Origin of the sequence: Novosphingobium sp. (assembly GCF_036803765.1) — a bacterium.
In the GTDB taxonomy this organism is placed as follows: domain Bacteria; phylum Pseudomonadota; class Alphaproteobacteria; order Sphingomonadales; family Sphingomonadaceae; genus Novosphingobium.
Window position 1 is genome coordinate 1 of the sequence record NZ_DAIRTS010000015.1, and the last position, 23,661, is coordinate 23,661.

Here is a 23,661-nt window from a genome sequence, read left to right on the forward strand (position 1 = left end):
CCCGCCCCCCCGTTCGTCCCGAGCTTGTCGAAGGACGGCCAAGTCCATCGGCCCGATCCGCAAATCCCCGATTGGCACCCCCGGCGCCACCCGGTAGAGCCAGCCGCATGAGCGACTTCAGCATACCGGGTTTCGACCTCGCCGCCTTCGTCACCGCCACGCTCGAGGAAGATCTCGGCCATGGCCTGCCCGGCGGCGGGCGTGATGTCACCAGCGAGAGCGTCATTCCGGCCGAGGCACGCTTTGCCGGGGTGATGGACAGCCGCGATGCGATCAGCGTTTGCGGGTTGCCGATCGCCGCCGCCTTCTTCCGTGCGCTCGACCCGGCGATGGACATCGAGCTGCTGGTCGAAGAAGGCGCGCGCGTCGCGCCGGGCACCGCGCTGATGCGGCTTGCCGGCAACGCCCGCGCCATGCTGACCGCCGAACGCTCCGCGCTCAACACCGTGCAGCACCTCTCCGGCGTTGCCACGCTGACCCGGCACTACGTTGATGCGATGGGCGAGACCCGCGCCCGGCTGCTCGACACGCGCAAGACCATCCCCGGCTTCCGCCACCTCGAGAAGTACGCGGTGCGTACCGGCGGCGGGCACAACCACCGGATGGGCCTGTGGGACGCGGCGATGATCAAGGACAATCATGTCCTCGTCGCCGGCGGCGTGGCCGAGGCGGTGCGCCGGGCGCTGGCGGGCGGCGTGGCCGACGTGATCTGCGAGGTCGACACCATCGACCAGATCGAGCCGGCGCTGGCCGCCGGTGCCACGCGCCTGCTGCTCGACAACATGGGGCCGGACCTGCTGCGCGAGGCCGTCGCGCTCGTCGCCGGGCGCGTGCCGACCGAGGCTTCGGGCGGGGTGCGGCTCGACACGATCGCCGCGATCGCCGCCTCGGGCGTGGATTACGTCTCGGTCGGGCGCCTGACGCAGAGCGCCCCTGCGGCCGACATCGGTCTGGATTTCACCCCGCTATGAAGATCGCCCTCGCCATTGCCGCGCTGCTCGCCCCCGTTGTTGCCCAGGCGGCCGCGCATTCGACCGCCCCGGCCTGCCGCATCCCGCCCAGCATCGCGCCCGAACCCATGCCCGCGCCCGACGGCCCGCGCCGCACCGGCCCGACCACGGGCACGACGCTGGCGATCTCGTGGTCGCCGCAGTTCTGCCGCACGCATCCCGCCGATCCGTGGCAGTGCGACGGCCGGCTGGGCCATCCCGGCTTCGTGCTGCACGGGTTGTGGGCCGACGGACTGCCCGGCCAGTGGCCGCAGTGGTGCGCGGCGCAAGTGCCGAGCGCCGAGACGCTGCGCCGCAACCTGTGCATGACCCCCTCGCCGCGCCTGCTGACGCACGAATGGGCCAAGCACGGCAGCTGCATGGCGCCCACGCCCGAGGCCTATTTCGCGCAGGCGCGCGCCGCCTATTCCGCGGTGCGCCTGCCCGATGCGGTCGCGCTGTCGCGCAAGCCCGGCCTCACCGCCGGAGACCTGCGCCGCGCGTTCATCCGGCGCAACCGGGGCCTGACCCCCGCCTCGATCCGCATCAGCGCCAGCGTTGGCGGCTGGCTCCAGGAAGTGCAGCTCTGCGCCGACAACGCCGGCCGGCCCGAGGCCTGCATGCCGCAGGGAATGCGGGACGGCGATCCGTTGCGGATCTGGCGCGGAGAATGAAAAAAGGCCCGGTCGCGAGACCGGGCCTTTTTCGTGATCGCTTGCGCGAACGTGCCGATTACTCGGCGGCCTGCTTGGCAGCCTTGGCTTCGTTGTAGCGCTCGATCGCCTCGATGGTGATCTGGCGCGCATCGGCAGCGCCGCCCCACGTGCCCACGCGCACCCACTTTTCCTTTTCCAGGTCCTTGTAGTGTGTGAAGAAGTGCTCGATCTGCTTGAGCACGATCTCGGGCAGGTGGTCCTTCTCGACCACGTCGGTGTAGTACGGGAAGGTCGAGTCGACCGGCACGCAAACCAGCTTCTCGTCGCCGCCCTGCTCGTCTTCGAGGTTGAGCACCGCGATCGGACGCGCGCGCACGACGCAGCCCGGGATGAACGGCGAACGCGCGATGACCAGCGCGTCGAGCGGGTCGCCATCGGGCGAGAGGGTGTGCGGCACGAAGCCGTAGTTGGCCGGATAGCGCATCGGCGTGTGCAGGATGCGATCGACGAACAGCGCGCCCGAATCCTTGTCGAATTCGTACTTCACCGGCTCACCGCCGACGGGAACTTCGATGATGACGTTCAGGCTTTCGGGCGGATTGTCCCCGGTGGGGATAAGATCGATGCGCATCTGTCTCTCACTAGCCTTGTTGCGGGCTTCGGGCAGCCCGGGTGTTGTCGCCGGACACCGGCTCTAGCGCCGGTGGTGTTGCGTCGCAACAATACTTGTGGCGGACGCGTAACGGCTAGGTCGTAAACTCATAAATGGCGCACCCGAGGCGTCGAAATGGCGAACATATCGGGCCAAAGTGGCCGCAGCGAAGGCCGGGAGCCTTTGCAAGGGCACTTTGGGCCGAGATGGAAGCCATTTCGGCGCCGCTTCGCGGTTTGACCCAAAGGCCCCCTCGCAGCGTCGAAATCGCTAGAAATATTGCCGATATTCCTGCGCGCTTTCTCCTCGCGACGGGGCCTTTGGCCTCAAACCTCGGGTGCGCCATTTAAGAGTTTACGACCTCGGGTTAACTCGCCCCCAGCGCGTTGATGGTGAAGGCGATCACGCCGATGTTGAAGACGAACGCGGCAAACGAATGCAACGTCACGATCCGGCGGATGCGCTGGTTGGTGATTTCGGTATCCGAGGTCTGGAACGTCATCCCCAGGGTAAACGAAAAATAGCCGAAATCAAAATAATCGGGCGTGTCGGTGCCGGGGAAGTCGAGCCCGCCGCGGTCGCCCCCGGTGTCGTCGTTACGACTATAGTAAAGATGCGCGTAGTGCAGGCCGTAGATCGTGTTGGCGAAGAGCCAGGTCAGCATCAGCGTGCCGATGAGGCGCACCTTGGCGAGCGAATCACCATGCGCGGCGCGTGGCAGTTCGCCCGCGATCGAGGCCATGACCACGATCGTCAGCACCGTCGTGATGCACAGCACCAGCACGCGGTTGGCATCGTTGCGCGCGGCGCTGTCGCGCATCGTCTCGGCGGTGCCATGGCGCAGCAGCGGCAGCAGCGACCCCAGGAAGACCACCGCGGCGAAGTCGAACCCCACCGCGATGGCATCGGGCAATTCTACCGCGTTCCACAGCGTCCATCCGCCCGCGCCAACGACGAACAGCGCGATGAACAGCAGGAAGCGCGGCGGGGCCAGGCGCCCGAGGTGCCACCCGGCCCCGTGCGCCATCAGCGCTTGGCCTTGACGGCTGCACCCGCGTGCGGCGCGAGCAGCTTGTCGAGACCGGTCGGTGCCGTGCCCGGTGCGGCGCGCACCAGCCAGGGCCAGCGCAGGCCGTCGGCATAAGTGATCGGCAGGGTCACGACCTTGTCGTCACGCTTGACCAGCACCTCGATCGGGCGGCCCGCACCGGGGTTGCCGGTCTTGGCATCGGTGATCGCGGCCTTCATCACGTCCTGGTCGTAGGCTTTGCCGTTGACCGCCACGATCTGCATGCCCGAGACGAGCCCGGCCTTGAACGCCGGGCCATCCCAGCGCGAGGCGGTGACCTTGCCGTCCTTGTCGATCGTCACGCCAAGCGAGTTGAACAGCGTCAGCACCTTGGCATCGGCCATGCGCGCCTTGTCGTAGGGGTTCGGCTCGTCCTTGAAGACCAGCTTGTAGCCGCCGCGCTCGATCCCGCCCATCGGCACGGGCTGGCCCGGCGTCTGCATGCGGGTCTTGAGGAAGGTCGCCCAGTCATAGGGGAACACGCCGTTGAGCGTCTTGACCACATCGTCGAATTCGTAGGTCAGCACGCCCCAATCGCCGTCGCGCACGCCGAAGAACGCCTTGGCGAAATCGTCGAGGCCCTTCCGGCCGCCACTGCCGTCGCGCATGATCTGGTCGGCCTCGAGCCACATCAGCGCGCCTTCGGTGTAGTAGTCCTCGTTGCGGGTGAGCGAGGAGAACGGCTTGGGCTTGCGGGCCGCGAAGATGGGATCCATCGTCGTGTCCTCGACCGAGCGCCATTCACGACCGGCGGTCTGGCTGAAGGTGCCGGCATAGCCCGCCAGCGCGCCGAGCACCGCATCCTTGGTCTGCACGCCCGAGCGCGCGGCGAGGACGAGACCCCAGAACTGCGTCTGCCCTTCGTAGACCCACAGCAGGTTGTCCTGCATCGGCTGGCGATAGTCGGGCGTCCACAGCTTGGCCGAGCGGCGATATTTGCCGTCCCAGCTGTGGCTGAATTCGTGCGCGATGACGTTGCGGTCGAAGTCGTAGGCCGCCCAGTCGGTCAGGCTCTTGGGCTCCTGCTGGTTCTCGCTTGAGCGGTGATGCTCGAGGCCGATGCCACCCATGCGGTCGGTCAGCGCGAGCAGGAAGTCGTAGTGATCGAAGTGGCGCGCGCCGAATGCGGCCACCGCCTCGTCCGCCAGGTTGCGGTAGGTCTTGAGGTTCTCGGGCTTGATCGCCAGCAGCTCGGGCTTGTCGGCGACGAGATCGAGGTAGACGTCATGGCCGAGGTCGTGCCGCGCGGTGTAGAGGCCGGCGAAGATCGGCGAGTCGACCAGCGTCTCGTAGTCGGTCTCGGCCCAGGTCACGGTGCCGCCCTGCTGGGTCTTGCCGTCGAGCGCGGTGAACACCGTCCAGCCTTGCGGGAACGTCACGGTCGGGCGCACCTTGATCTGGCGCACGTAATGCCCGGCCGGGTACAGGCTCATCTTCTCCCACTGCACGTTGAGCATTTCGCGCGTGACGGTGATGCGGCCCTCGCTCTCGCGCAGCGGCGAGGTGTGAATGAAGCGGGCGACGACCTCGCTGGTGCCGGCGGGCAGCGGGATGTGGAAGGCGTTGGGCTCGAGCGGATCGCGCGTCCAGGCCAGCTTCTGGCCCTTGGCCTCGAACGTGATACCGGCAAGTTCCGCCACCGGGCCGCGCGGGCCATGCTCGCCCGGCAGCCAGCGCGGCAGCTGGAGGATGAGTTCCTTGGCATCGGGGGCGACGGGCACGGTCTCGACCACGCGGAACGAACCGGTCGCGAGATCGGTCGCGTCGATCTGCAGGCCGATCGTGCCGGCATAGGGCACGTCCTGCGCGTCGGGCACCGTGGGCGTGACCGCCGCGGCCATCGGCCGGCTGTTGCCCGCCGGCTGGACCTGCGCCGCCGCCGGGTGCGCCTGCATCAGGGCAAGGGTGGAAAAGGAGAGGGCGGAGAGCAGCTTGGCGCCACGGTTCGTCTTGAGCATGGCGCCTTTCATGGCCCCAAGCGGTCGCATCTGCAACGGCCCAATGTGCAAGCACCGGCGGGGACCAGTATGCTAATCTACGCAGCCGCTTTCCCCGCCCCGCGAAAGCCGCTATCCGCGCGCGCACCATGACGACAACAGCCATTCCCACCCCGCAGGCCATCCGTGGCACCCAGGACATCTTCGGCGCCGAGGCGGAAGCGTTCAGCCATGTCGTGGAAACCTTCGAGCGGGTGCGCAAGCTCTACCGCTTCCGCCGGGTCGAGATGCCGGTCTTCGAGAAGACCACGGTGTTCTCGCGCTCGCTTGGCGAGACCACCGACGTCGTCTCCAAGGAGATGTATTCGTTCGAGGATCGCGGCGGCGAATCGCTGACGCTGCGCCCCGAATTCACCGCCGGCCTCGCCCGCGCCTATCTCACCAACGGCTGGCAGCAGCACGCCCCCTTGCGCGTCGCGACGCATGGCCCGCTGTTCCGCTACGAGCGCCCGCAGAAGGGCCGCTATCGCCAGTTCCACCAGATCGACGCCGAGGTGATCGGCGCGGCCGAGCCGGCCGCCGACGTCGAACTGCTGGTCATGGCCGACCAGCTGCTGCGCGAACTCGGGATCTCCGATGGCGTGACGCTCAACCTCAACACCCTGGGCGATGCCGCCAGCCGCGAGGCCTGGCGCGCCGCGCTGGTCGAATACTTCCGCGCCCACAAGGCTGACCTGTCGGAGGATTCGCAGGACCGCCTCGAGCGCAACCCCTTGCGCATCCTTGATTCCAAGGACCCGCGCGACAAGCCCTTCACCGCCGCCGCGCCGACGATCGACCAGTACCTCTCGGCCGAGGCGCAGGACTTCTTCGCCGCCGTCACCGCTGGCCTCGATGCCGCCGGCGTCGCCTGGGTGCGCGCGCCCTCGCTGGTGCGCGGTCTCGATTACTATCGCCACACCGCGTTCGAGTTCATCACCGACCGGCTGGGCGCGCAAGGGACAGTGCTCGGCGGCGGGCGCTACGACGGGCTGCTCGAGGCGCTTGGCGGCCCGGCCACCCCGGCGGTCGGCTGGGCGGCCGGGATCGAGCGGCTGGCGATGTTGGTCGCCGATGCCCGCGCAGTGACAGAGCCCAAGGCCGACGTCGCGATCGTGCCGATGGGCGCGGCGGCCGAGGCGGCGTGCCTTGGCCTGGCCGCCACCCTGCGGCGCGGCGGGCTGGTCGTCGACATGGGCTATCGCGGCAACATGAAGAAGCGGATGAGCCGCGCCAACGACAGCGGCGCGCGTTTCGCGCTGATCGTGGGCGACGACGAACTGGCCGCGGGTGAGGCGACGGTGAAGAATCTCGTCGACGGCACGCAGGACCGCATGGCCCTGCACGCGATCCCGGCGCACATTTCCGCCTGATGGCCGTTTCCGACGCAAGGCTTGGCCAGATCGCGGCGCGCTTTGCCGAACTCGAAGCGCGGCTCGCCTCGGGCACGCTCGAGGGCGAGGGCTTCGTCGCCGCCAGCCGCGACTATGCCGAGCTCGAGCCCGTCGCCAGCGCGGCGCGCGATGTCGCGGCGATGCGCGCCGAGATCACCGGCCTGGCCACGATGGACGAGAGCGACCCGGAAATCCGCGCCATGGCCGAGGAGGAGCTGCACGCGCTGCGCGCACGCCTGCCCGAGGCCGAGCGCCGCCTCGCCATCGCCATGCTGCCGCGCGACACCGCCGACAGCCATTCGGCCATGCTCGAGATCCGCGCTGGCACCGGCGGGGACGAGGCCGGGCTGTTCGCGGCGGACCTGTTTCGCATGTATGAACGCTTCGCCGCCGAGCAGGGCTGGCGGGTCGAGACGATCAGCGCCAACGCCAGCGAGCTCGGCGGCTTCAAGGAAGTGGTCGCCAACGTCGCGGGCCAGGGCGTGTTCGCGCGGCTCAAGTTCGAAAGCGGCGTTCACCGCGTGCAGCGCGTGCCGGTCACCGAGAGCGGCGGGCGCATCCACACCAGTGCCGCGACCGTGGCCGTCCTGCCCGAGCCCGACGAACTCGACGTGACGATCGAGGACAAGGACATCAAGATCGACATCTACCGCGCCAGCGGGGCGGGCGGGCAGCACGTCAACACCACGGATTCGGCGGTACGCATCACGCATTTGCCCACCGGGCTGGTGGTGATCCAGCAGGACGAGCGCAGCCAGCACAAGAACCGCGCCAAGGCGATGCAGGTGCTGCGCACGCGGCTCTACGACTTGCGCCGCGAACAGGCCCAAGGTGCCGAGGCCGAGGCCCGCCGCGCCATGGTCGGCAGCGGCGACCGCTCCGAACGCATCCGCACCTACAACTTCCCGCAAGGGCGCGTCACCGATCACCGCATCAACCTGACGCTGCACCGCCTGCCCGAAGTGCTCGCCGGCCCGGGCCTCGGCGACCTCATCGACGCGCTCATCGCCGAGGACCAGGCCAAGCGCCTGGCTGCGATGGATGACTGAGCGAGAGGCTGCGGGTGGTGGAACCCGCAAGCGACTGCGCGATTACGCCCGCACCATGCGCAACCCGCCGACCGAACCCGAACGCCGCCTGTGGCAGGCGCTGCGTGGCCGCCAACTCGGCGGGCTGAAATTCCGTCGCCAGCACGGCGTGGAGCAGCGCATCTTCGACTTCTTCTGCGCCGAGCTGGGCCTGGCGATCGAGGTGGATGGCGGGACGCACGATCCGGATGTCGACGCCAAGCGCGACGCGCAGATGCTGGCCGGCCACGGCGTCCACACGCTGCGCTTCACCAACGACGACGTGATGCGCAACCGCGAAGGTGTGTTGCTGCGGATTCTCGAGGTCGCCGGCTCGCTCGGCCCGCGCTGGCCCGGCCGCCACCACCCCCCGACCCCCTCCTCTGAAGAGGAGGGGGAGCACGTCGCTGCCATAGCCCCCTCCTCTTTAGAGGAGGGGGTTGGGGGTGGTGGAAGCCTGGAGCCTCAGGTCCGTCAAGCCCTGCGCGACGCCACCCTGATCCTCGCCCGCACCAGCGACACCGCCCGGCTCGACGCCGAAGTGCTGATGGCCCATGCCCTGCGCTGCAGCCGCAGCGATGTCCTCCTGCGCCACATGGCCGCGCCCGTGCCCGAAGGCTTTGCCGCGCTGGTCGGTCGGCGCATGCTGCACGAGCCTGTCGCCTACATCGTCGGGACGCAGGAATTCTACGGGCTGGACCTTGCCGTCAGCCCCGCCGTGCTGATCCCGCGCGGCGACAGCGAGACGCTGATCGAGGTGGCGCGCGAGGCGCTGGCCGGCCGGCCGCCGGCGCGGATCCTCGACCTCGGCACCGGATCGGGTGCGCTGCTGCTGGCCGCGCTGACCGTCTGGCCCGCGGCGCGCGGCATCGGCATCGAGCGATCGGACCCGGCGCGCGTGGTGGCGGCGGGCAATGCCCTGCGGCTGGGGCTGGACTTGCGCGCGCGGATGCAGCCGGGCGACTGGACGCAGGACAACTGGGCCTCGGCGCTGGGCCGTTTCGACCTGATCCTCGCCAATCCGCCCTATGTCGAGAGCGAGGCCGTGCTCGACCGGTCGGTGCGCGGGTTCGAGCCGGCGGAGGCGCTGTTCGCCGGCGTGGACGGGATGGACGACTACGCCGTGCTGATCCCGCAATTGCCCGCGTTGCTTTCCCCCCAGGGCGTGGCGGTCGTCGAGATCGGGTGGCAGCAGGGCGCGGCCGTTCGGGCGCTGGCCGAGGCGGCGGGCCTGGCGGCACGGGTCCATCCCGACCTTGCGGGGCGTGACAGGGCTGTGGAAATCGCGTTTCCGGGCAATATTTCGCTTGGCAAGGGCGCAGCCGATCACTAATTGTGAATGCAGGCAAGGGCGACGGATGCAGCATTCCCGTCCCGGCCGGCTCCACCATTTGCACCCGCTTTGACCTCTTGCAGAGGTTGTCGGCTGACAGATGCTGGGAACCACCACCCGTACGTTGCGGGCGCGTGGCGGAGGGTTGCGCGGCGACAGGATCATCACAACGATACCGACAGCCGCCCCAAACAAGGACGTGCCTGAGTTGAACAACAATCGTGGGAACAACCGCCGGCGCGGCCGCGGTAACAACCGTCCGCAGGGTGGCGGCGGCCAGCAGCTCAATCGCATCGACAGCCGCGCGCGGGGCAACGCCCCCCAGCTGCTCGAGAAGTATCGCAAGATGGCGCAGGACGCGCACCTCAACGGCGATCGCGTCCAGGCCGAATACTACCTTCAGTTCGCCGACCACTATTTCCGCGTGATCGCCGACACCCGGCTCCGCCAGGAAGAACAGCGTGCCCGCCACAGTGGCAACGGCGAACGCTGGACCGAGAGCGAGCCCGAGGATGACGGCATGGACTTCTCGATCGAGGGCGATTTCCCCGCGTTCGACCGTCCGCACGTCCGCCGCGAGGAGCGCGAGCCCCGTACCGAGAGCCGCAGCGAGAACCGGGCAGAGGGTCGTGGCGAGCAGGCCGCGAACGGCCGCCAGGATCGCGGCGAGCGCACCTTCGATCGCAATGCCGAGCGCGGTGAGCGCAACGGCGAGCGCAGCGGGGAACAGGGCAACCGTCGCCGCTTCGAGGAACGCCGTCCGGCACAGAACGCCGACGCCCGGGCCGCCGACGCCCGGTCCGCCGACGTGCAGTCCGACCAGCCTGTGCCGCTCGAGGGCGTTCGCGCCGACGAGGGCGAGCCGGTCACCGACGGTAGCGACAACCCCTTCATCCGCGAAAGCCGCAACACCCGCACGCCGCGTGCACCGCGCACCGAGCGTCGCCCGCGTCGCACCGCCGATGCACCGGCCGGCGGCCTCGACCCCGCCACGCTGCCGCCCGCCATCGGCACGCGCAGCGAGCCCGAGGCCCCGGTAGCGGCGCCTGCACCCGAGCCCATCGCGGCCCCGGTCACCGAAGCAGTGGCCTCGCAAGCACCGGCGAGCGAAGCCGAGGCGGCCCCCGCGCCCAAGCGCCGCGGTCGCCCGCGCAAGAACCCGCTGCCCGAGAGCGCCTCGGCCGAAGGCTGAGGCCGGGCGGGGCGGGTCACAGGCCCTCCCCCGACCCCTCCCGCAAGCGGGAGGGGAGATTAGCGACCATCCACGATAAGATCCTCCCTCCGCAACGCGGGGGGAGGTGGCCGCGCTTAGCGCGGTCGGAGGGGGGCGAGGCATCGCACCGAGGCCGCCCCCTCCACCTTGCCGCTTGTCCGGCCTCGCGCCGCCCGGCATAGCACCGGCCATGCCGCAACCTGCCCCTACCCCCTGCCCGCTCGACATTCCGCTGACATGGAAGCGCGAGGCGCCGCTCCTGATCGTGGCCGGCGGCCTCGGCGCACTGGGATTCGCGCCGATGGGCTGGTGGCCGCTGACGCTGGCCGCGCTGGCCGTGCTGATCGCGCGCGCCGCCCGTGCCCGTGGCCCGTGGCACGCGCTGTTCGTCGGCTGGCTGTGGGGCTGGGGCCATTTCTCGATCGGCAACACCTGGATCGCCACGGCCTTTACCTACCAGGCGCAGATGCCGGCCTGGCTGGGCTGGATCGCCGTGCTGCTGCTGGCGGTCTATCTGGCGCTGTTCCCGGCCACAGCGACTCTCGCTGGCTGGTGGCTGGTGCGCCGCTGGCGCATGGCCCCGGTGCCGACGCTGGCGGCCACGTGGATCGTCACCGAGTGGGCGCGCGGCTGGGTCTGCACCGGCTTTCCGTGGAATCCGCTGGCCGCGACCGCGCTGGGTGGCTTCGACCGGCCGGGCCTTGCCCGCATCCTGCCGTGGATGGGCACTTATGCGCTGTCGGGCGTGGTCGTGCTGCTGGCGGGGCACTGGCTCTTCGCCGCGCGGGCCGGGGCGCAGCGGCGCTGGTGGGCGATGGCGGGCTATGCGCTGCTGCCGGTCGCGCTGTTCCTGCTGCCGCTGCGCGGGATCGACCGGCCCGGCAGCGTACCGTTCACGCTGGTCCAGCCCAACCTCGGGCAGGACGAGATCAACGACCCCACCCGCTACGAGGCGCAGTTCCAGCGCATCGCCGCGCTGTCGCTGCCGCGCCAGCCCGGGACGCGCCGGCTGGTGCTCTGGCCCGAAAGCGCGGTGCCCGACTATCTCCAGTCGGGCTATGACCGCGCCTGGTACGCGGCCAGCACGTACGCCGGCGATCCGGCACTGGCGCGCGAGCGCATGGGCCGGGTGATCGGCCCGGGCAGCATGCTGCTGACAGGCGCCGTCGACCTCGAATTCCGCCGCAGGCAGGTGGTCGGCGCGTGGAACGTGGTGACCATGATCGACCCGGCCGGCACCATCCGCGGCCGGTACGAGAAGGCGCACCTTGTGCCTTATGGCGAATACCTGCCGATGCGAGGGCTGTTGACGCCGCTGGGCCTGTCGCGGCTGGTCGCGGGAGACTTCGACTATCTGGCGGGGCCCGGCCCGCGCACCCTCGACCTGACCCCGCAAGGGCTTGGCCGGGTGGGCGTGCAGGTCTGCTACGAGATCGTGTTCTCGGGCGAGGTGATCGACCGCACCCACCGGCCCGACATGCTGTTCAACCCGTCGAACGACGGCTGGTTCGGCGCCTGGGGCCCGCCGCAGCACCTGGCGCAGGCGCGGCTGCGCGCGATCGAGGAGGGCCTGCCCGTGCTGCGCGCCACCACCAACGGCATATCCGCAGTGATCGATCCGGCCGGCGGCGTCCGCGCCTTCGTCGGCCGCCACGAGGCCCAGCGCATCGACGGACTGGTGCCGCGCGCGCTGGCCCCTACGCCGTTTTCGCGGATCGGCAATACATTGCCGCTTTTGTGGGCCGCAGCGCTTCTTTTGGCTGGGCTGGTTGCCTCGCGGCGCCGTGCGCGCTAGGGGTCGCACATAAAGATTGCTTTATATCGGACATTTTGCCCATGCGCAGCGACTACCTGTTCACCTCCGAAAGCGTTTCCGAAGGCCATCCCGACAAGGTGGCGGACCAGATCAGCGACGCGATCGTCGACCTGTTTCTGGCCAAGGACCCCGAGGCGCGCATCGCCTGCGAAACGCTGACGACCACGAACCTGGTGGTGCTGGCCGGCGAGATTCGCGGGCAGGGCATCATGGACACCGATGGCGAATGGGCGCCCGGCGTGCGCGAGGAAGTCGAGGCCGTGGTCCGCGCGACGGTCAAGCGCATCGGCTACGAGCAGGAGGGCTTCCACTGGGAGAACTTCCGCTTCGAAAACAACCTGCATGCACAGTCGGTCCACATCGCGCAGGGCGTCGACGCCAGCGCAAACAAGGACGAGGGCGCGGGCGACCAGGGCATCATGTTCGGCTTCGCCTGTGACGAGACGCCCGATCTCATGCCGGCGACGCTCGACTATAGCCACAAGATCCTCCAGCGCCTGGCGCAGGACCGCCACACCAAGGCCGCGCCGTTCCTCGAGCCCGACGCCAAGAGCCAGGTCACGCTTCGCTTCGCCGAGGGGCGCCCGGTCGCCGCGACCGCGATCGTCGTCTCGACGCAGCACAAGGCCGGCTATGACGAAGGCGCCAAGGATGCCGAGCTCAAGGCCTGGGTGAAGAAGACCGTTGCCGAGGTGATCCCCGCCGAACTGCTGTCGGACCAGACCGTCTATCACATCAACCCGACCGGCAGCTTCGAGATCGGTGGCCCCGATGGCGACGCCGGCCTCACCGGGCGCAAGATCATCGTCGACACCTACGGCGGCGCGGCCCCGCACGGCGGCGGCGCGTTCTCGGGCAAAGACCCGACCAAGGTCGACCGTTCGGCCGCCTATGTCACGCGCTATATCGCCAAGAACATCGTCGCGGCGGGCCTTGCCAAGCGCTGCACGATCCAGGTGGCCTATGCCATCGGCGTGTCGCAGCCGCTCTCGCTCTATGTCGACACCCACGGCACCGGCGTGGTCGGCGATGCCGTGCTCGAACGCGCGGTCGAGGCGGTGGCCAAGGCGCGCCTCGGCGGCCTGACCCCGCGCGGCATCCGCACCGGGCTTGGCCTCAACAAGCCGATCTACGGTGTGACGGCGGCCTATGGCCACTTCGGGCGCACGCCCGAGGGCGACCTGTTCCCGTGGGAGCGAACCGACCTGATCGACGACCTCAAGGCCGCCGTCGCCTGACGGTGCCGGGGCCGCGGGCCCCGCGCGACGCACGAAAAAGCCCCGCTCCGCCCTGGAGCGGGGTTTTTCGTGCCTCCATCCAGAGCGGCGGTCGGCCATGTCTGGGGGGACTGGAATGTATGAGGATGGTGCGGGCGGCCGGACTTGAACCGGCACGAGCAAAGCCCAACGGATTTTAAGTCCGGTGCGTCTACCGATTCCGCCACGCCCGCACGATCGGCCGTGCTGCTGCAGCAAACGACCGCAGGCGGCTATAGGCGCGCCATGTCGCGACGCCAAGCGCCTGACGAGTGTTTAACAACAGCTACCTTGTGGTGATTTGCGCGGGAAACGGCAGGCAGCGCTTGCTTCAGCAATGCGATCCCGATGTAAGCGCTGCCTGCCCCCCCTTCAGCGGTCCCGTCACGCCCCCACGGACGGGTCCGCTGTCCGCGGGTCACTCGGCGTTGAGCCGGACCCGCATCTCCTTGCCAGGCTTGAAGTAGGGCACGCGCTTGCCCGGCACCTCGACGGATTCGCCGGTGCGCGGATTGCGGCCCTTGCGTGCTTCACGCTCCCGCGTGGAAAAGGCGCCGAAGCCACGCAGCTCGACACGCCCACCATCGGCCAGCCGGCCGGCAATCTCGTCAAAGAATACGTCGACGACGCGTTCGATCTCCTCGGCGCGCAGGCCCGGGCTTTCTTTCGCCAGCGCCTGCAGCAATTCCGACCGTATCATGTGATTCCCCCTCCACGACGCCCCCCCGGGCATCTCATGAAATCGCATTTCCTACCGCGCATTCCCCAGCGGTAGCTTCCATATCTGCCAGAGCTTGGACGCCTGTTCAACTGGCCAAACGGCCATGTGCCGCGAGAATCTGCAGTTTCCCGGGACATTTGGCCGAAACGGGCGCCACTTATGAAACGCGATCGCAGCATTCCGCGCCATATTATGCACGCTGGTTTCGGAACCAGCGCATGATCGTTGCAAAATTGCCCGTTTCGGCACGGTTCCCTGCAATCCCCGCTTTCCAAAGGCTGCAATGGCGTTAGTTTCCGCCGTAACCGTCGCACCGGCCGGCACCGCGCATGGCCTCCAGCAGAAAGCTCCACCCGCATGACCGAGGCGAATACGCCCGCTCCTCCCGCCTCCGCCGAGAACGGCTGGTTCGGCCATCCCCGTCAATTGGCCCGGCTGTTCACCACCGAGATGTGGGAACGCTTCGGCTTCTACGGCATGCGCGCCCTGCTGACGCTGTACCTGACCAAGCACTTCCTGTTCAGCGACACCACGACCAACGGTCTATACGGCGGTTTCGCCGCGCTGGTCTACCTGACCCCGCTCGTCGGCGGCCTGATCGCCGACCGCATCCTCGGGTCCAAGCGCTCGGTCAAGTATGGCGCGATCATGATGTCGCTGGGCTATTTCGTGCTGTGCTTCGGCGGCGAGACCGCGCGCCCGCATGCCGACATCGCCGGCCAGCGCTATGACGTCATCGCCGAAAACACCGTCGACCGCCCGACCTCGACGGGCCTGGAAAAGCGCTACATCGTCGACCAGGGCCAGAAGCTGCTGATCAAGGGCAATGCCGACGGCAGCGTCGCGCTGCTCGCGCCAGACGGACAGGTGGCACGCACCGTGGCGGGCAAGGACTTCGTGACGGGCGGCACCCGCTCGTCCACCTTCGTCCTGCTCATGCTGATCGGCCTCTCGCTCGTCGCGGTGGGCAATGGCTTCTTCAAGCCCAACCTCGCGACCGTGGTGGGTGAACTCTACGCCCCCGGCGACCGGCGCCGCGATGCGGGCTTCACCATCTTCTACATGGGCATCAACCTCGGCTCGCTGTTCTCGCAGCTGCTGTGCCCGTTCCTCGCCGATGCCGTGGGCTGGTGGGCCGGCTTCCTGCTCGCCGCGATCGGCATGGCGGTGGCCTGGATGCTGATCCAGTTCGATGGCGGGCGCCTTGCTGGCTATGGCGAACCGCCGGCGACCCCGGCAGCGCGCAAGGCTCCGCTGGTCTACATCGGCGGGATCGTTGCGGTGGGCGCGGTCCTGCTGCTGTTCCAGAATCTGCTCGATGCCAAGCCGGTCGAGGCGGGCTCGAGCTTGCTCGCCTATGTGCTGGCGCTGCCGCTGCTGGGCAAGATCCTGTTCGCCAGCTTCCTCGTCGGCGTGCCGGTCATCCTGGTCTACGCCTGGCGCACCGGCAACCGCGCCGAATTCGAGATGATGGTCGCGGCGATGATCCTGACCACCTTCAACACGGTCTTCTGGACGCTGTTCGAGCAGGCCGGATCGTCGCTGACGCTGTTCGCCGACCGCAACACCGACCTGTCGATCTTCGGCCTGTTCAGCATCTCGGCCGGGCAGACGCAGTTCTTCAACGCGCTGTTCATCGTCGCGCTGGCGCCGCTGCTCACCATCCTGTGGGGCAAGCTGGCCGCGCGCGGGCTCGAGCCGTCGATTCCAGTCAAGTTCGGCGTAGCCTTGGCGGGCGTTGGCGCGGGCTTCCTGTTCCTCGTCTGGGGCGCGCAGTTCGCGGGCGACGACTTCAAGGTCTCGATCTGGTGGCTGGTGGGTCTCTACCTCATCCACTCGCTGGCCGAGCTGTGCATTTCGCCGGTGGGCATGAGCATGATCACCAAGCTGTCGCTGGCGCGCATCGTCGGGCTGATGATGGGCGTGTGGTATCTCTCGATCGCCATGGCCCAATACGTCGCGGGCATCGTCGCGCAGGTCGCCAGCGTGCAGACGGTCGGCGGCGAAGTGACCAACCTCAAGCTCAGCCTCGATACCTATACCGGGGTCTTCACCGTCATCGGCTGGATCGCCGTCGGCATCGGCGTGGTGCTGCTGGCCCTGGCGCCTGTGCTGCGCCGCCTGATGCACGGGGTGCGCTGACCCGCTCGCAGGACAGCTTCAAGCCCGAAGGGCGGCGCTGGCTTGACAGCGCCGCCCCATGCCTGAAAAATCCCCATTGGCGCTAGGGACATAAGGCGCCGTAGGGGGCTGGCGTGATCGATCCTCATCTCGCACTGGGTGCGGCCATGGTGCTGTTCGTCGGCAGCCACTGGCTCCTGTCGCACCCGCTGCGCACCCCCGCCGTGCGCATCCTCGGGCGCAACGGCTTCCAGGCGGTCTACTCGTTCATCGCGCTGGCTGCGTTGCTGCTGGTGATCTTCGCCTACAAGCGCGCGCCGGCCGGCCCGACGCTGTGGAACGGCATGGCCGCTCTCCCCTGGCTGCTGACCAGCCTGCTGACGATCCTCGCCATGGCCCTGCTGATCGCCTCGCTCGGGGGCAATCCCGCCCTCTCGCCCAAGCGCATGAACGGCCTGTCGGCCAGGACACCGCATGGCGTGTTCCGGGTGACGCGCCACCCGATGCTTTTCGCGATCGCGATCTGGGCGGTGTCGCACCTGCTCGTCGCGCCAAGCCTGCGCGCGCTGTTGCTGGATGGCGGACTGGCGCTGATGGCGGTGGGCGGCGCCCGCGCGCAGGATGCAAAGTTTACCGCGCTCTACGACCGCGAATGGCGCATCTGGTGCCGCCGCGCGCCGTTCTGGCCCAACCTGCGCGCCTTGCCTGCGCTGGGCTGGACCTGGGCGATCGCGGTGGTGGCGTGGCTCGGCGTGAGCGCACTGCACTGGCTGATCGCACGCATTCCAGCGGGCACCTGGGCGCTGTTCCTGGGTTGAGCCGGCTGTTGGCGAACGGCCCCTCCGTCAGGCGCGTAGCGCCTGCCACCTCCCCCATCGATGATGGGGAGGATCTTACCTGATCCGGCCTGCCGCAGGCGGGGAGGGGACCGCCGCGAAGCGGTGGTCGAGGGGCGCAAGCCACGCACCGCCCAGCAAGCAAAAACCTACCGGGCTATCAGGCCCTCGCCTCGTGAATGCCGGCGCTGTTGTGGCGCAGCGCCTTGAGCACCGTGTCGACGATGTGCGGCGCGTTGAGGCCCGCCTCGTCGTACTGTTTGTCGGGTGCGTCGTGGTCCTGGAACACGTCCGGCAGGCGCATGGTGCGGATCTTGAGGCCGCTGTCGGTCAGGCCCTCGTCGCTGGCCATGGTCAGCACATGCGCGCCGAGACCGCCGATCGCGCCTTCCTCGATCGTCACCACCACCTCGTGCGTGGCGATCAGGCGGCGGATCAGTTCGTCGTCGAGCGGCTTGACGAAACGCAGGTCGGCCACCGTGGTCGACAGCCCGCGCGCGTCGAGCTGGTCGGCGGCCTTGAGCGCTTCGGCCAGGCGGGTGCCGAGCGAGAGGATCGCCACCTTGCTGCCCTCGCGCACTACACGGCCCTTGCCGATCTCCAGGCGCTGCGGAACGCTCGGCAGGGCGACGCCGGTGCCATTGCCACGCGGATAGCGGAAGGCGATCGGGCCGCTGTCGTGCAGCGCGGCGGTGTGCGTCATGTGCACCAGTTCGGCCTCGTCAGCCGCGGCCATGACCACGAGGTTGGGCAGGCTGGCCAGGTACGTCACGTCGAACGAACCGGCATGCGTGGCGCCGTCGGCACCAACCAGCCCGGCGCGGTCGATCGCGAAGCGGACCGGCAGGTTCTGGATCGCGACGTCGTGGACGACCTGGTCGTAGGCGCGCTGCAGGAAGGTCGAATAGATCGCGCAGAACGGACGCATGCCCTGCGCGGCGAGGCCCGCCGCAAAGGTGACCGCGTGCTGCTCGGCGATGCCGACGTCGAAGATCCGCTCGGGGAACGCCTTGGCGAACTTGTCGAGACCGGTGCCCGAGGGCATCGCCGCGGTGATCGCGCAGATCCGCGGGTCGCTTTCCGCTTCGGCGACGAGGGCCTGGGCGAAGACGTTGGTATAGCTGGGCGGACCGCCCGCGCTCTTGACCTGCTCGCCGGTGATGACGTCGAACTTCTGCACGCCGTGATACTTATCCGCCGCCTGCTCGGCCGGGCCGTAGCCCTTGCCCTTCTGGGTAACGACGTGGATCAGGCACGGCCCTTCGGCCGCATCGCGCACGTTTTCGAGCACGGGGATCAGCTGGTCAAGGTTGTGCCCGTCGATCGGGCCGACGTAGTAGAACCCCAGCTCCTCGAACAGCGTCCCGCCCATGGCCATGCCGCGGGCGAATTCATCGGTCTTCTTGGCGGCCTGGTGGAGCGGGCGCGGCAGGCGGCGCGAGAGCTTCTTGGCGATCTCGCGCAGTTCGAGGAACGGGCGCGACGATACCAGCCGCGCGAGATAGCCCGACAGCCCGCCGACCGGCGGGGCGATCGACATGTCGTTGTCGTTGAGGATGACGATCAGGCGATTGCCCGCGGCCTCCGCGTTGTTCATCGCCTCGTAGGCCATGCCCGCGCTCATCGCGCCATCGCCGATCACCGCGATCGCCTTGCCCGGCGTGCCGGCCAGCTTGTTGGCCACGGCAAAGCCGAGCGCGGCCGAAATCGAGGTCGAGCTGTGCGCGGTGCCGAACGGGTCGTATTCGCTCTCGCTGCGCTTGGTGAAGCCCGAGAGGCCCCCGCCCTGGCGCAGGGTGCGGATGCGGCTGCGCCGCCCGGTGAGGATCTTGTGCGGATAGGCCTGGTGGCCGACGTCCCAGATCAGGCGGTCGTCGGGCGTGTTGAACACGTAGTGGATCGCGGTGGTCAGCTCGACCACGCCAAGGCCGGAGCCGAGGTGCCCGCCGGTCTGCCCCACCGCCGAGATCATCTCCGCGCGCAGTTCGTCGGCCAGCTGGCGAAGTTGGGTGGGCTGCAGCTTGCGCAGGTCAGCGGGGGTATCGACAGTGTCGAGCAGGGGGGTCACCGGGATCGCGGTCATCCCGCCGCCTTACACCCCTTGCCCGGCCCTGTCGAGGAAGGCGGGCGAGGCTACCCTTATGACCCGGAACGAGGATCATGATTGCCGGCCGAAAGGCGTGCACCGCTGCTTGCGGCGCCTTTCGGCCGGCGAAGGCTTCAGCGCGCGCCGAGGTCGCCGAGGCCGACCGTGCCGCTGGCCATGGCCAGCATGGCATCGAGGCTCTTCTTGGCTTCCAGACGCAGGCCTTCCTCGATCTCGATGCGCGGGGTCAGGTCGCGCAGCGCAAGGTAGAGCTTCTCGAGCGTGTTGAGCGCCATGTAGGGGCAGATGTTGCAGTTGCAGTTGCCGTCCGCACCCGGCGCACCGATGAAGGTCTTGCCCGGCATGGCCAGTTCCATCTGGTGGATGATGTGCGGCTCGGTCGCGACGATCAGCGTGTCGCCGTCCATCGCCTTGGCATAGTTGAGGATGCCGCTGGTCGACCCGACGTAGTCGGCATGCTCGACGATATGCGCGGGGCATTCCGGGTGCGCCGCGACCGGGGCGCCGGGATGCTGCGCCTTGAGCTTGACCAGCTCGGTCTCGCTGAAGGCCTCGTGGACGATGCACACGCCGGGCCACAGCAGCATGTCGCGGCCGAACTTGCGGTTGAGATAGCCGCCGAGGTGCCGATCGGGGCCGAAGATGATCTTCTGCTCGGGCGGGATCTTGGCGAGGATCGTCTCGGCGCTCGAGGAGGTGACGATGACGTCGGAGAGCGCCTTCACCTCGGTTGAGCAGTTGATGTAGGTGAGCGCGATGTGATCCGGGTGCTGGGCACGGAACGCCGCGAACTGGTCGGGCGGGCACGAATCCTCGAGGCTGCAGCCGGCATCGAGGTCGGGCAGCACCACGATCTTCTCGGGGCTGAGGATCTTGGCGGTCTCGGCCATGAACTTCACGCCGCAGAACGCGATCACTTCGGCATCGGTGGCCGCCGCCTTGCGCGACAGCTCGAGCGAATCGCCGACGAAATCGGCCAGATCCTGGATCTCCGGGCGCTGGTAGTAGTGCGCGAGGATCACCGCGTTGCGTTCCTTGCGCAGGCGGTCGATCTCGGCACGCAGGTCGAGGCCGGACAGGTTGGTGGGCTGGGCCGTCATGATCGCTCCATTGACGCCGGGCCAATCAGGCCAGCCCGGCGAGGCGGGACTTAAGCGCGCTGGGCGCCCCTGCCAAGTCCCAGCGGGTCCAAGTTACTTCGTCTCGCCGTCGATCGAAACGGCAACCGTCACGGTGCCAAAGCCCGCGACCTGCAGCGGGATCGCCAGGTTCTGGCGCACCGCATCCTTGGCGGCACTGCGCGCCAGCCCCATCAGCACGGGATTGGCAGCCTGCTCGCGGGCGAGGCGCTCCGCCAGCAGGGTGTTGTCGCGCGTCAGCTTGTCCTGCGCGGCGCGGCCGATCCACACGCCTTCGCGCAGGTATTGGGCCCGCGCCTCGTCGAGGTTGGGCTTGCTCAGCACCAGCGGCGGCAGGCGCACCGACAGCGTGCGCTTGGCCTCGTCCCAGCGCATGCGGTCGCGCCCCATGGTGGCAAGATCGATGGTATAGTCGACGCGCGCGGGGATGACGGCGACCTGCCGCGCATTGACCAGGCCGAACAGGCGGCTGTCGTTGCTGGCAACGACCGGGGCCAGCTCGGCGCTGAAGACGGTCAGCGTGTTCTGCCTCTCGAATGCCACCAGCGTGGTCGCCAGCGGATCGCCCACGGGCGCCGGCTGCACCAGCCGCCAGCCGAGGAACGCGGCGAGCGCGAGCGCCGCCACGAACAGAACCCATGGCAGGATCGCGGGGCGCCGTTGCGAAGCGCGAGAACTTGCAGGCGTTGCGGGGGTCGCGTCATGCGGCGGGGTCGGGGTCACGGGTGTATCATCCATTGCTCGCCCGAACGAACGACACGTCCCTGCCGTTCCAGATCGAGCAGATGGGCCAGCACCGAGCGCCCCGCGGCCCCGGTCAGCGCCGGGTTCAGGCCCTTGTACATCTGCGCGACCATGGCGGGCACGGGCCGCGCGCCATCTTCGAGCAGGCGCACGATCTGGCGCTCGCGCTGGCGGCGATGGCCGAGCATGCCGCGCACGAACTGGTGCGGGTTCTCGACCGGATCGCCGTGGGCGGGGTAATAGACGCGGTCCTGCGCGCGTTCGTACAGCTTCTGCAGCGAGGCCATGTAGGCGGCCATGTCGCCGTCCGGCGGCGAGACCACGCTGGTCGACCACGACATGACGTGATCGCCGGTGAACAGCGCGCCGCTTTCGCGCAACGCGAGGCACAGGTGGTTGCTGGTATGGCCCGGCGTCGCCACGGCCTCGAGCGTCCAGCCCTCGCCTTCGAGCGTTTCGCCGTCGGCCAGCACGCGATCGGGGCGATAGTCGGGATCGAAGGCGGCGTCGGCGCGCGGCCCGTCATCCTCGAGCGCGAGCGGGGCGCAGCCGATGATGGGCGCGCCGGTCAGTGCTGCCAGCGGGCGCGAGGCGGGGCTATGGTCGCGGTGCGTATGCGTGCAGACGATGGCGCTGATGCGCGCCGAGCCGACTGCCTCGATGATCGCGCTGACATGGCCGTCGCCGCGGGTGTCGGCATGGCCGGCCACCCCGGTTCCATCGGGGCCGGGGTCGATCACGGCGACATCGCGGCCCTGCCCGACGATGTAGGTCTGCGTGCCGGTGTAGGTATAAGGCGAGGCATTGGGCGCGAGCACGCGGCGCACGAGCGGCTCCAGCGTCACGGCAAGGCCGGTGGGCCACGTTGAACGATCGGGAAGGGCAGGACTGGCCATGGACCCGCTATGGGGATTGCCCGCCCCGGATGCAATGCAGGCGCCCCGTCGGATGGGCCCGGTTGATGGAACAGTCAGTGGCGAGGCGCGATCGCTCTTTCAAGGCGCTCGCGCAGAGCCTGCAGCGAATTGCCTGGCGTGGCGCCGGGCGGGGCGGCGCCCTCGCCGCGCGCCTGCTCGATGTGGCGGATGCGCGCATGCAGGCGCTCGCTGGCCAGGACCACCGCCCGCGCGCCTGCGGGCAGCGCCGTGACGACGACCGGGTCGCTGGCCGGAAAGTCGACCACCAGGCGGCCATGGCGGCGCAACTGCGCGTCATCCAGCTCGCCCGCACTCCAGGCGCGGTGGTTGAGCAGCCAGGCGAGGCAATGCATGATCCGCGTCGTACTGCGCAGCGCTTCGCAGTTCGCCTGGACCGCGGCCAGTCCGGCCCGATCTGACCTGCCCCGATCTGGCCCGGACTGACCAGAAAGACCCGCCGCGCCGCCGGGCTCGCGGGTGTCCCCCGAGTTGCGCAACTGCTCGAATTCGGCCCGGGCCCGGTCGGCCAGCGTCAGGGTTTCGGCGTAGATCGCCTCGATGATACGGGGATGCGGTGTCGGCAGCATGGGACCGGAAACGGGAAAGAGGGACGACCTTTGGCCTCTGCATAGGGCGTTCGGGTCCGGCCGCTCAATGGCCCGGCCCACGGTTTGCCGCGCCGTTTTCGGCCTGTCTCTTTACGGTACGGTCGGCCGCATTCCGCCGCGAATCACCCCGGCGGATCAAGCCGCTGGAATCACGCGATGATGTCGGGGATAAGGTAATCCTCGAGCATCGAGATCTGGTCTTTCAGCAGCAACTTGCGCTTTTTCAGTCGCGCGACCTGCAGCTGGTCGGAGCCGCCGCCGGCGCTGAGCGCGTCGATCGCCACGTCGAGATCGCGATGTTCCAGCCGCAGCGCCTCGAGCCGCTTGCGCATTTCGTCTTCGGTCAACCCGCAAACTCCCCGGCCAAGAACGCCACATGCTCTCCCTTGCTGAACCCAAGTCCGCCATCGTCCGTCATCCGCATCGCCGATGGCTCACCGCGCATGGTGCACGGCCCGTCATCACGCGGTGCGTATGAACGCAGACCGGGAGCAATCCGGCGTGCGCACTCTTGCAAGATACGGCGAATGTGGGAGCATGACAACGCACCGGCTGCAAGACGACTCGCAACGGTATGACCTTGCCAGCGCCAGCCAGCCCGTGCCGACCGTGCGGGAATGTCTCCCGCACGGGTTTTGACCGGGTGCCGGCCCCCGCCGCCACCCTTCAGGAGGTCAATGCATGGAAACGACGCACATCACCGCCCTGCAGACGAAGCACGCCGGCCTCGAACGGCGCATCTCCGAGGAAATGGCACGCCCCGTGCCCGACATGGCCGTGCTTTCCCAGCTCAAGCGCCACAAGTTGCGCATCAAGGAAGCGCTGTCGCAGCCGCATTGAGGCGCAACGCGCCACGGCATCCCGCGCCTGCCCCCAATGGCCGATGACGGCCCGGGGCAGGCACGAAACCACCCTTCCCTACCATCGAGACACATGATCCGCCGGATCGTGATAAGCCGGACAGTCGCCGACGCGCGTCGTGTCCGGCCGTTTCGGTGCGCACCCGTCTTGTGCCAACGCCCCCGCGTGGTCGTATGGAACCGTGAG

The 23,661-nt window shown here is 68.7% G+C and carries 21 protein-coding genes, 1 tRNA gene and 1 pseudogene; 12 read left to right on the plus strand and 11 right to left on the minus strand.

Annotated features, from left to right (window positions below; genetic code table 11):
• Positions 1 to 107 precede the first annotated feature (107 nt).
• Both nadC and V7Q48_RS11250 read left to right on the plus strand, forming a co-directional pair.
• On the plus strand, positions 108 to 971 hold the full coding sequence (gene nadC / locus V7Q48_RS11245; protein WP_333838197.1) for a carboxylating nicotinate-nucleotide diphosphorylase: 864 nt from the start codon (positions 108 to 110) through the stop codon (positions 969 to 971).
• Positions 968 to 1,663 (plus strand): ribonuclease T2 family protein, encoded by a 696-nt coding sequence (locus V7Q48_RS11250; protein WP_333838198.1) that lies wholly within the window; start codon positions 968 to 970, stop codon positions 1,661 to 1,663. Before nadC ends, V7Q48_RS11250 begins: the two co-directional genes overlap by 4 nt.
• A 58-nt stretch (positions 1,664 to 1,721) precedes the next feature.
• Here the strand turns inward: V7Q48_RS11250 and ppa are convergent, their stop codons facing one another.
• From ppa to V7Q48_RS11265, 3 genes are all read right to left on the minus strand, one after another.
• Complete coding sequence (gene ppa / locus V7Q48_RS11255; protein ID WP_333838199.1) at positions 1,722 to 2,276, minus strand: inorganic diphosphatase; 555 nt, start codon at positions 2,274 to 2,276, stop codon at positions 1,722 to 1,724.
• A 388-nt stretch (positions 2,277 to 2,664) separates the two neighbouring features.
• Positions 2,665 to 3,324, minus strand: coding sequence for a DUF1345 domain-containing protein (locus tag V7Q48_RS11260; RefSeq protein WP_333838200.1), 660 nt, complete (start codon positions 3,322 to 3,324; stop codon positions 2,665 to 2,667).
• Entirely contained in the window at positions 3,324 to 5,324 is a 2,001-nt protein-coding gene (locus V7Q48_RS11265) for a M61 family metallopeptidase (protein WP_333838201.1), read from the minus strand. The genes V7Q48_RS11260 and V7Q48_RS11265 overlap by 1 nt, the downstream gene beginning before the upstream one ends.
• 128 nt (positions 5,325 to 5,452) lie before the next feature.
• Here V7Q48_RS11265 and hisS point away from each other — a divergent pair, with 128 nt between their 5' ends.
• The 7 genes and pseudogenes from hisS (at position 5,453) to metK (ending at position 13,403) form a co-directional block, all read left to right on the plus strand.
• The gene (hisS, locus tag V7Q48_RS11270; RefSeq protein ID WP_333838203.1) at positions 5,453 to 6,715 is read left to right on the plus strand and encodes a histidine--tRNA ligase; all 1,263 of its coding nucleotides are present in this window, start codon (positions 5,453 to 5,455) and stop codon (positions 6,713 to 6,715) included.
• Complete coding sequence (prfA, locus tag V7Q48_RS11275) at positions 6,715 to 7,785, plus strand: peptide chain release factor 1 (protein ID WP_333838205.1); 1,071 nt, start codon at positions 6,715 to 6,717, stop codon at positions 7,783 to 7,785. Before hisS ends, prfA begins: the two co-directional genes overlap by 1 nt.
• Positions 7,778 to 8,119, plus strand: a pseudogene (locus V7Q48_RS11280) (endonuclease domain-containing protein); the annotation flags it as partial. The gene prfA and the pseudogene V7Q48_RS11280, both read left to right, overlap by 8 nt.
• 141 nt (positions 8,120 to 8,260) lie before the next feature.
• A complete protein-coding gene (gene prmC / locus V7Q48_RS11285; protein WP_333838306.1) occupies positions 8,261 to 9,136 on the plus strand; it encodes a peptide chain release factor N(5)-glutamine methyltransferase in 876 nt (291 codons plus the stop codon).
• A 199-nt stretch (positions 9,137 to 9,335) separates the two neighbouring features.
• Positions 9,336 to 10,328, plus strand: coding sequence for a DUF4167 domain-containing protein (locus tag V7Q48_RS11290; protein WP_333838206.1), 993 nt, complete (start codon positions 9,336 to 9,338; stop codon positions 10,326 to 10,328).
• 211 nt (positions 10,329 to 10,539) lie between these two features.
• A complete protein-coding gene (gene lnt, locus V7Q48_RS11295; RefSeq protein ID WP_333838207.1) occupies positions 10,540 to 12,144 on the plus strand; it encodes an apolipoprotein N-acyltransferase in 1,605 nt (534 codons plus the stop codon).
• 41 nt (positions 12,145 to 12,185) lie between these two features.
• On the plus strand, positions 12,186 to 13,403 hold the full coding sequence (gene metK / locus V7Q48_RS11300) for a methionine adenosyltransferase (RefSeq protein ID WP_333838208.1): 1,218 nt from the start codon (positions 12,186 to 12,188) through the stop codon (positions 13,401 to 13,403).
• 126 nt (positions 13,404 to 13,529) lie between these two features.
• On the opposite strand, the gene V7Q48_RS11305 is transcribed toward metK, so the two are convergent.
• Together V7Q48_RS11305 and V7Q48_RS11310 are read right to left on the minus strand one after the other, a co-directional pair.
• A tRNA-Leu gene (locus tag V7Q48_RS11305) sits at positions 13,530 to 13,615 on the minus strand.
• Positions 13,616 to 13,839: 224 nt separating this feature from the next.
• Positions 13,840 to 14,121, minus strand: coding sequence for an integration host factor subunit beta (locus tag V7Q48_RS11310; protein WP_333838209.1), 282 nt, complete (start codon positions 14,119 to 14,121; stop codon positions 13,840 to 13,842).
• Between the two features lie 378 nt (positions 14,122 to 14,499).
• Between V7Q48_RS11310 and V7Q48_RS11315 the strand changes: the two genes are divergently transcribed.
• Together V7Q48_RS11315 and V7Q48_RS11320 are read left to right on the plus strand one after the other, a co-directional pair.
• Positions 14,500 to 16,284 carry a peptide MFS transporter gene (locus V7Q48_RS11315; protein ID WP_333838210.1) on the plus strand — a complete coding sequence of 595 codons (1,785 nt, stop codon included), beginning with the start codon at positions 14,500 to 14,502 and terminating at the stop codon, positions 16,282 to 16,284.
• 113 nt (positions 16,285 to 16,397) lie between these two features.
• On the plus strand, positions 16,398 to 17,081 hold the full coding sequence (locus V7Q48_RS11320) for an NnrU family protein (protein ID WP_333838211.1): 684 nt from the start codon (positions 16,398 to 16,400) through the stop codon (positions 17,079 to 17,081).
• Between the two features lie 178 nt (positions 17,082 to 17,259).
• Here the strand turns inward: V7Q48_RS11320 and dxs are convergent, their stop codons facing one another.
• The 6 genes from dxs to V7Q48_RS11350 all read right to left on the minus strand — a co-directional run bounded on the left by dxs (position 17,260) and on the right by V7Q48_RS11350 (position 22,961).
• A complete protein-coding gene (gene dxs, locus V7Q48_RS11325; RefSeq protein ID WP_333838212.1) occupies positions 17,260 to 19,182 on the minus strand; it encodes a 1-deoxy-D-xylulose-5-phosphate synthase in 1,923 nt (640 codons plus the stop codon).
• A 137-nt stretch (positions 19,183 to 19,319) separates the two neighbouring features.
• Positions 19,320 to 20,306 carry a quinolinate synthase NadA gene (gene nadA, locus V7Q48_RS11330; protein ID WP_333838213.1) on the minus strand — a complete coding sequence of 329 codons (987 nt, stop codon included), beginning with the start codon at positions 20,304 to 20,306 and terminating at the stop codon, positions 19,320 to 19,322.
• A gap of 93 nt (positions 20,307 to 20,399) precedes the next feature.
• Positions 20,400 to 21,083 carry a DUF4230 domain-containing protein gene (locus tag V7Q48_RS11335; protein ID WP_333838214.1) on the minus strand — a complete coding sequence of 228 codons (684 nt, stop codon included), beginning with the start codon at positions 21,081 to 21,083 and terminating at the stop codon, positions 20,400 to 20,402.
• Positions 21,065 to 21,985, minus strand: coding sequence for an MBL fold metallo-hydrolase (locus V7Q48_RS11340; RefSeq protein WP_333838215.1), 921 nt, complete (start codon positions 21,983 to 21,985; stop codon positions 21,065 to 21,067). The genes V7Q48_RS11335 and V7Q48_RS11340 overlap by 19 nt, the downstream gene beginning before the upstream one ends.
• 74 nt (positions 21,986 to 22,059) lie before the next feature.
• Complete coding sequence (locus V7Q48_RS11345) at positions 22,060 to 22,593, minus strand: DUF1465 family protein (RefSeq protein WP_333838216.1); 534 nt, start codon at positions 22,591 to 22,593, stop codon at positions 22,060 to 22,062.
• Between the two features lie 170 nt (positions 22,594 to 22,763).
• Positions 22,764 to 22,961: a YdcH family protein gene (locus tag V7Q48_RS11350; RefSeq protein WP_333838217.1), complete on the minus strand. Its 198-nt coding sequence runs from the start codon at positions 22,959 to 22,961 to the stop codon at positions 22,764 to 22,766.
• 334 nt (positions 22,962 to 23,295) lie between these two features.
• Between V7Q48_RS11350 and V7Q48_RS11355 the strand changes: the two genes are divergently transcribed.
• Positions 23,296 to 23,454, plus strand: coding sequence for a YdcH family protein (locus tag V7Q48_RS11355; protein ID WP_333838218.1), 159 nt, complete (start codon positions 23,296 to 23,298; stop codon positions 23,452 to 23,454).
• The last annotated feature ends 207 nt before the right edge of the window (positions 23,455 to 23,661 follow it).

Excerpts from the sequence above, each read along its gene's own strand:
- V7Q48_RS11340 (WP_333838215.1), bottom strand. The coding sequence starts at position 21,985 with ATGGCCAGTCCTGCCCTTCCCGATCGTTCAACGTGGCCCACCGGCCTT.
- ppa (WP_333838199.1), bottom strand. The coding sequence starts at position 2,276 with ATGCGCATCGATCTTATCCCCACCGGGGACAATCCGCCCGAAAGCCTG.
- V7Q48_RS11335 (WP_333838214.1), bottom strand. The coding sequence starts at position 21,083 with ATGGATGATACACCCGTGACCCCGACCCCGCCGCATGACGCGACCCCC.
- metK (WP_333838208.1), top strand. The coding sequence starts at position 12,186 with ATGCGCAGCGACTACCTGTTCACCTCCGAAAGCGTTTCCGAAGGCCAT.
- nadC (WP_333838197.1), top strand. The coding sequence starts at position 108 with ATGAGCGACTTCAGCATACCGGGTTTCGACCTCGCCGCCTTCGTCACC.
- dxs (WP_333838212.1), bottom strand. The coding sequence starts at position 19,182 with ATGACCGCGATCCCGGTGACCCCCCTGCTCGACACTGTCGATACCCCC.
- V7Q48_RS11260 (WP_333838200.1), bottom strand. The coding sequence starts at position 3,324 with ATGGCGCACGGGGCCGGGTGGCACCTCGGGCGCCTGGCCCCGCCGCGC.
- hisS (WP_333838203.1), top strand. The coding sequence starts at position 5,453 with ATGACGACAACAGCCATTCCCACCCCGCAGGCCATCCGTGGCACCCAG.
- V7Q48_RS11250 (WP_333838198.1), top strand. The coding sequence starts at position 968 with ATGAAGATCGCCCTCGCCATTGCCGCGCTGCTCGCCCCCGTTGTTGCC.
- V7Q48_RS11265 (WP_333838201.1), bottom strand. The coding sequence starts at position 5,324 with ATGCTCAAGACGAACCGTGGCGCCAAGCTGCTCTCCGCCCTCTCCTTT.
- prfA (WP_333838205.1), top strand. The coding sequence starts at position 6,715 with ATGGCCGTTTCCGACGCAAGGCTTGGCCAGATCGCGGCGCGCTTTGCC.
- V7Q48_RS11345 (WP_333838216.1), bottom strand. The coding sequence starts at position 22,593 with ATGCTGCCGACACCGCATCCCCGTATCATCGAGGCGATCTACGCCGAA.
- nadA (WP_333838213.1), bottom strand. The coding sequence starts at position 20,306 with ATGACGGCCCAGCCCACCAACCTGTCCGGCCTCGACCTGCGTGCCGAG.
- lnt (WP_333838207.1), top strand. The coding sequence starts at position 10,540 with ATGCCGCAACCTGCCCCTACCCCCTGCCCGCTCGACATTCCGCTGACA.
- V7Q48_RS11315 (WP_333838210.1), top strand. The coding sequence starts at position 14,500 with ATGACCGAGGCGAATACGCCCGCTCCTCCCGCCTCCGCCGAGAACGGC.
- V7Q48_RS11355 (WP_333838218.1), top strand. The coding sequence starts at position 23,296 with ATGGAAACGACGCACATCACCGCCCTGCAGACGAAGCACGCCGGCCTC.
- V7Q48_RS11310 (WP_333838209.1), bottom strand. The coding sequence starts at position 14,121 with ATGATACGGTCGGAATTGCTGCAGGCGCTGGCGAAAGAAAGCCCGGGC.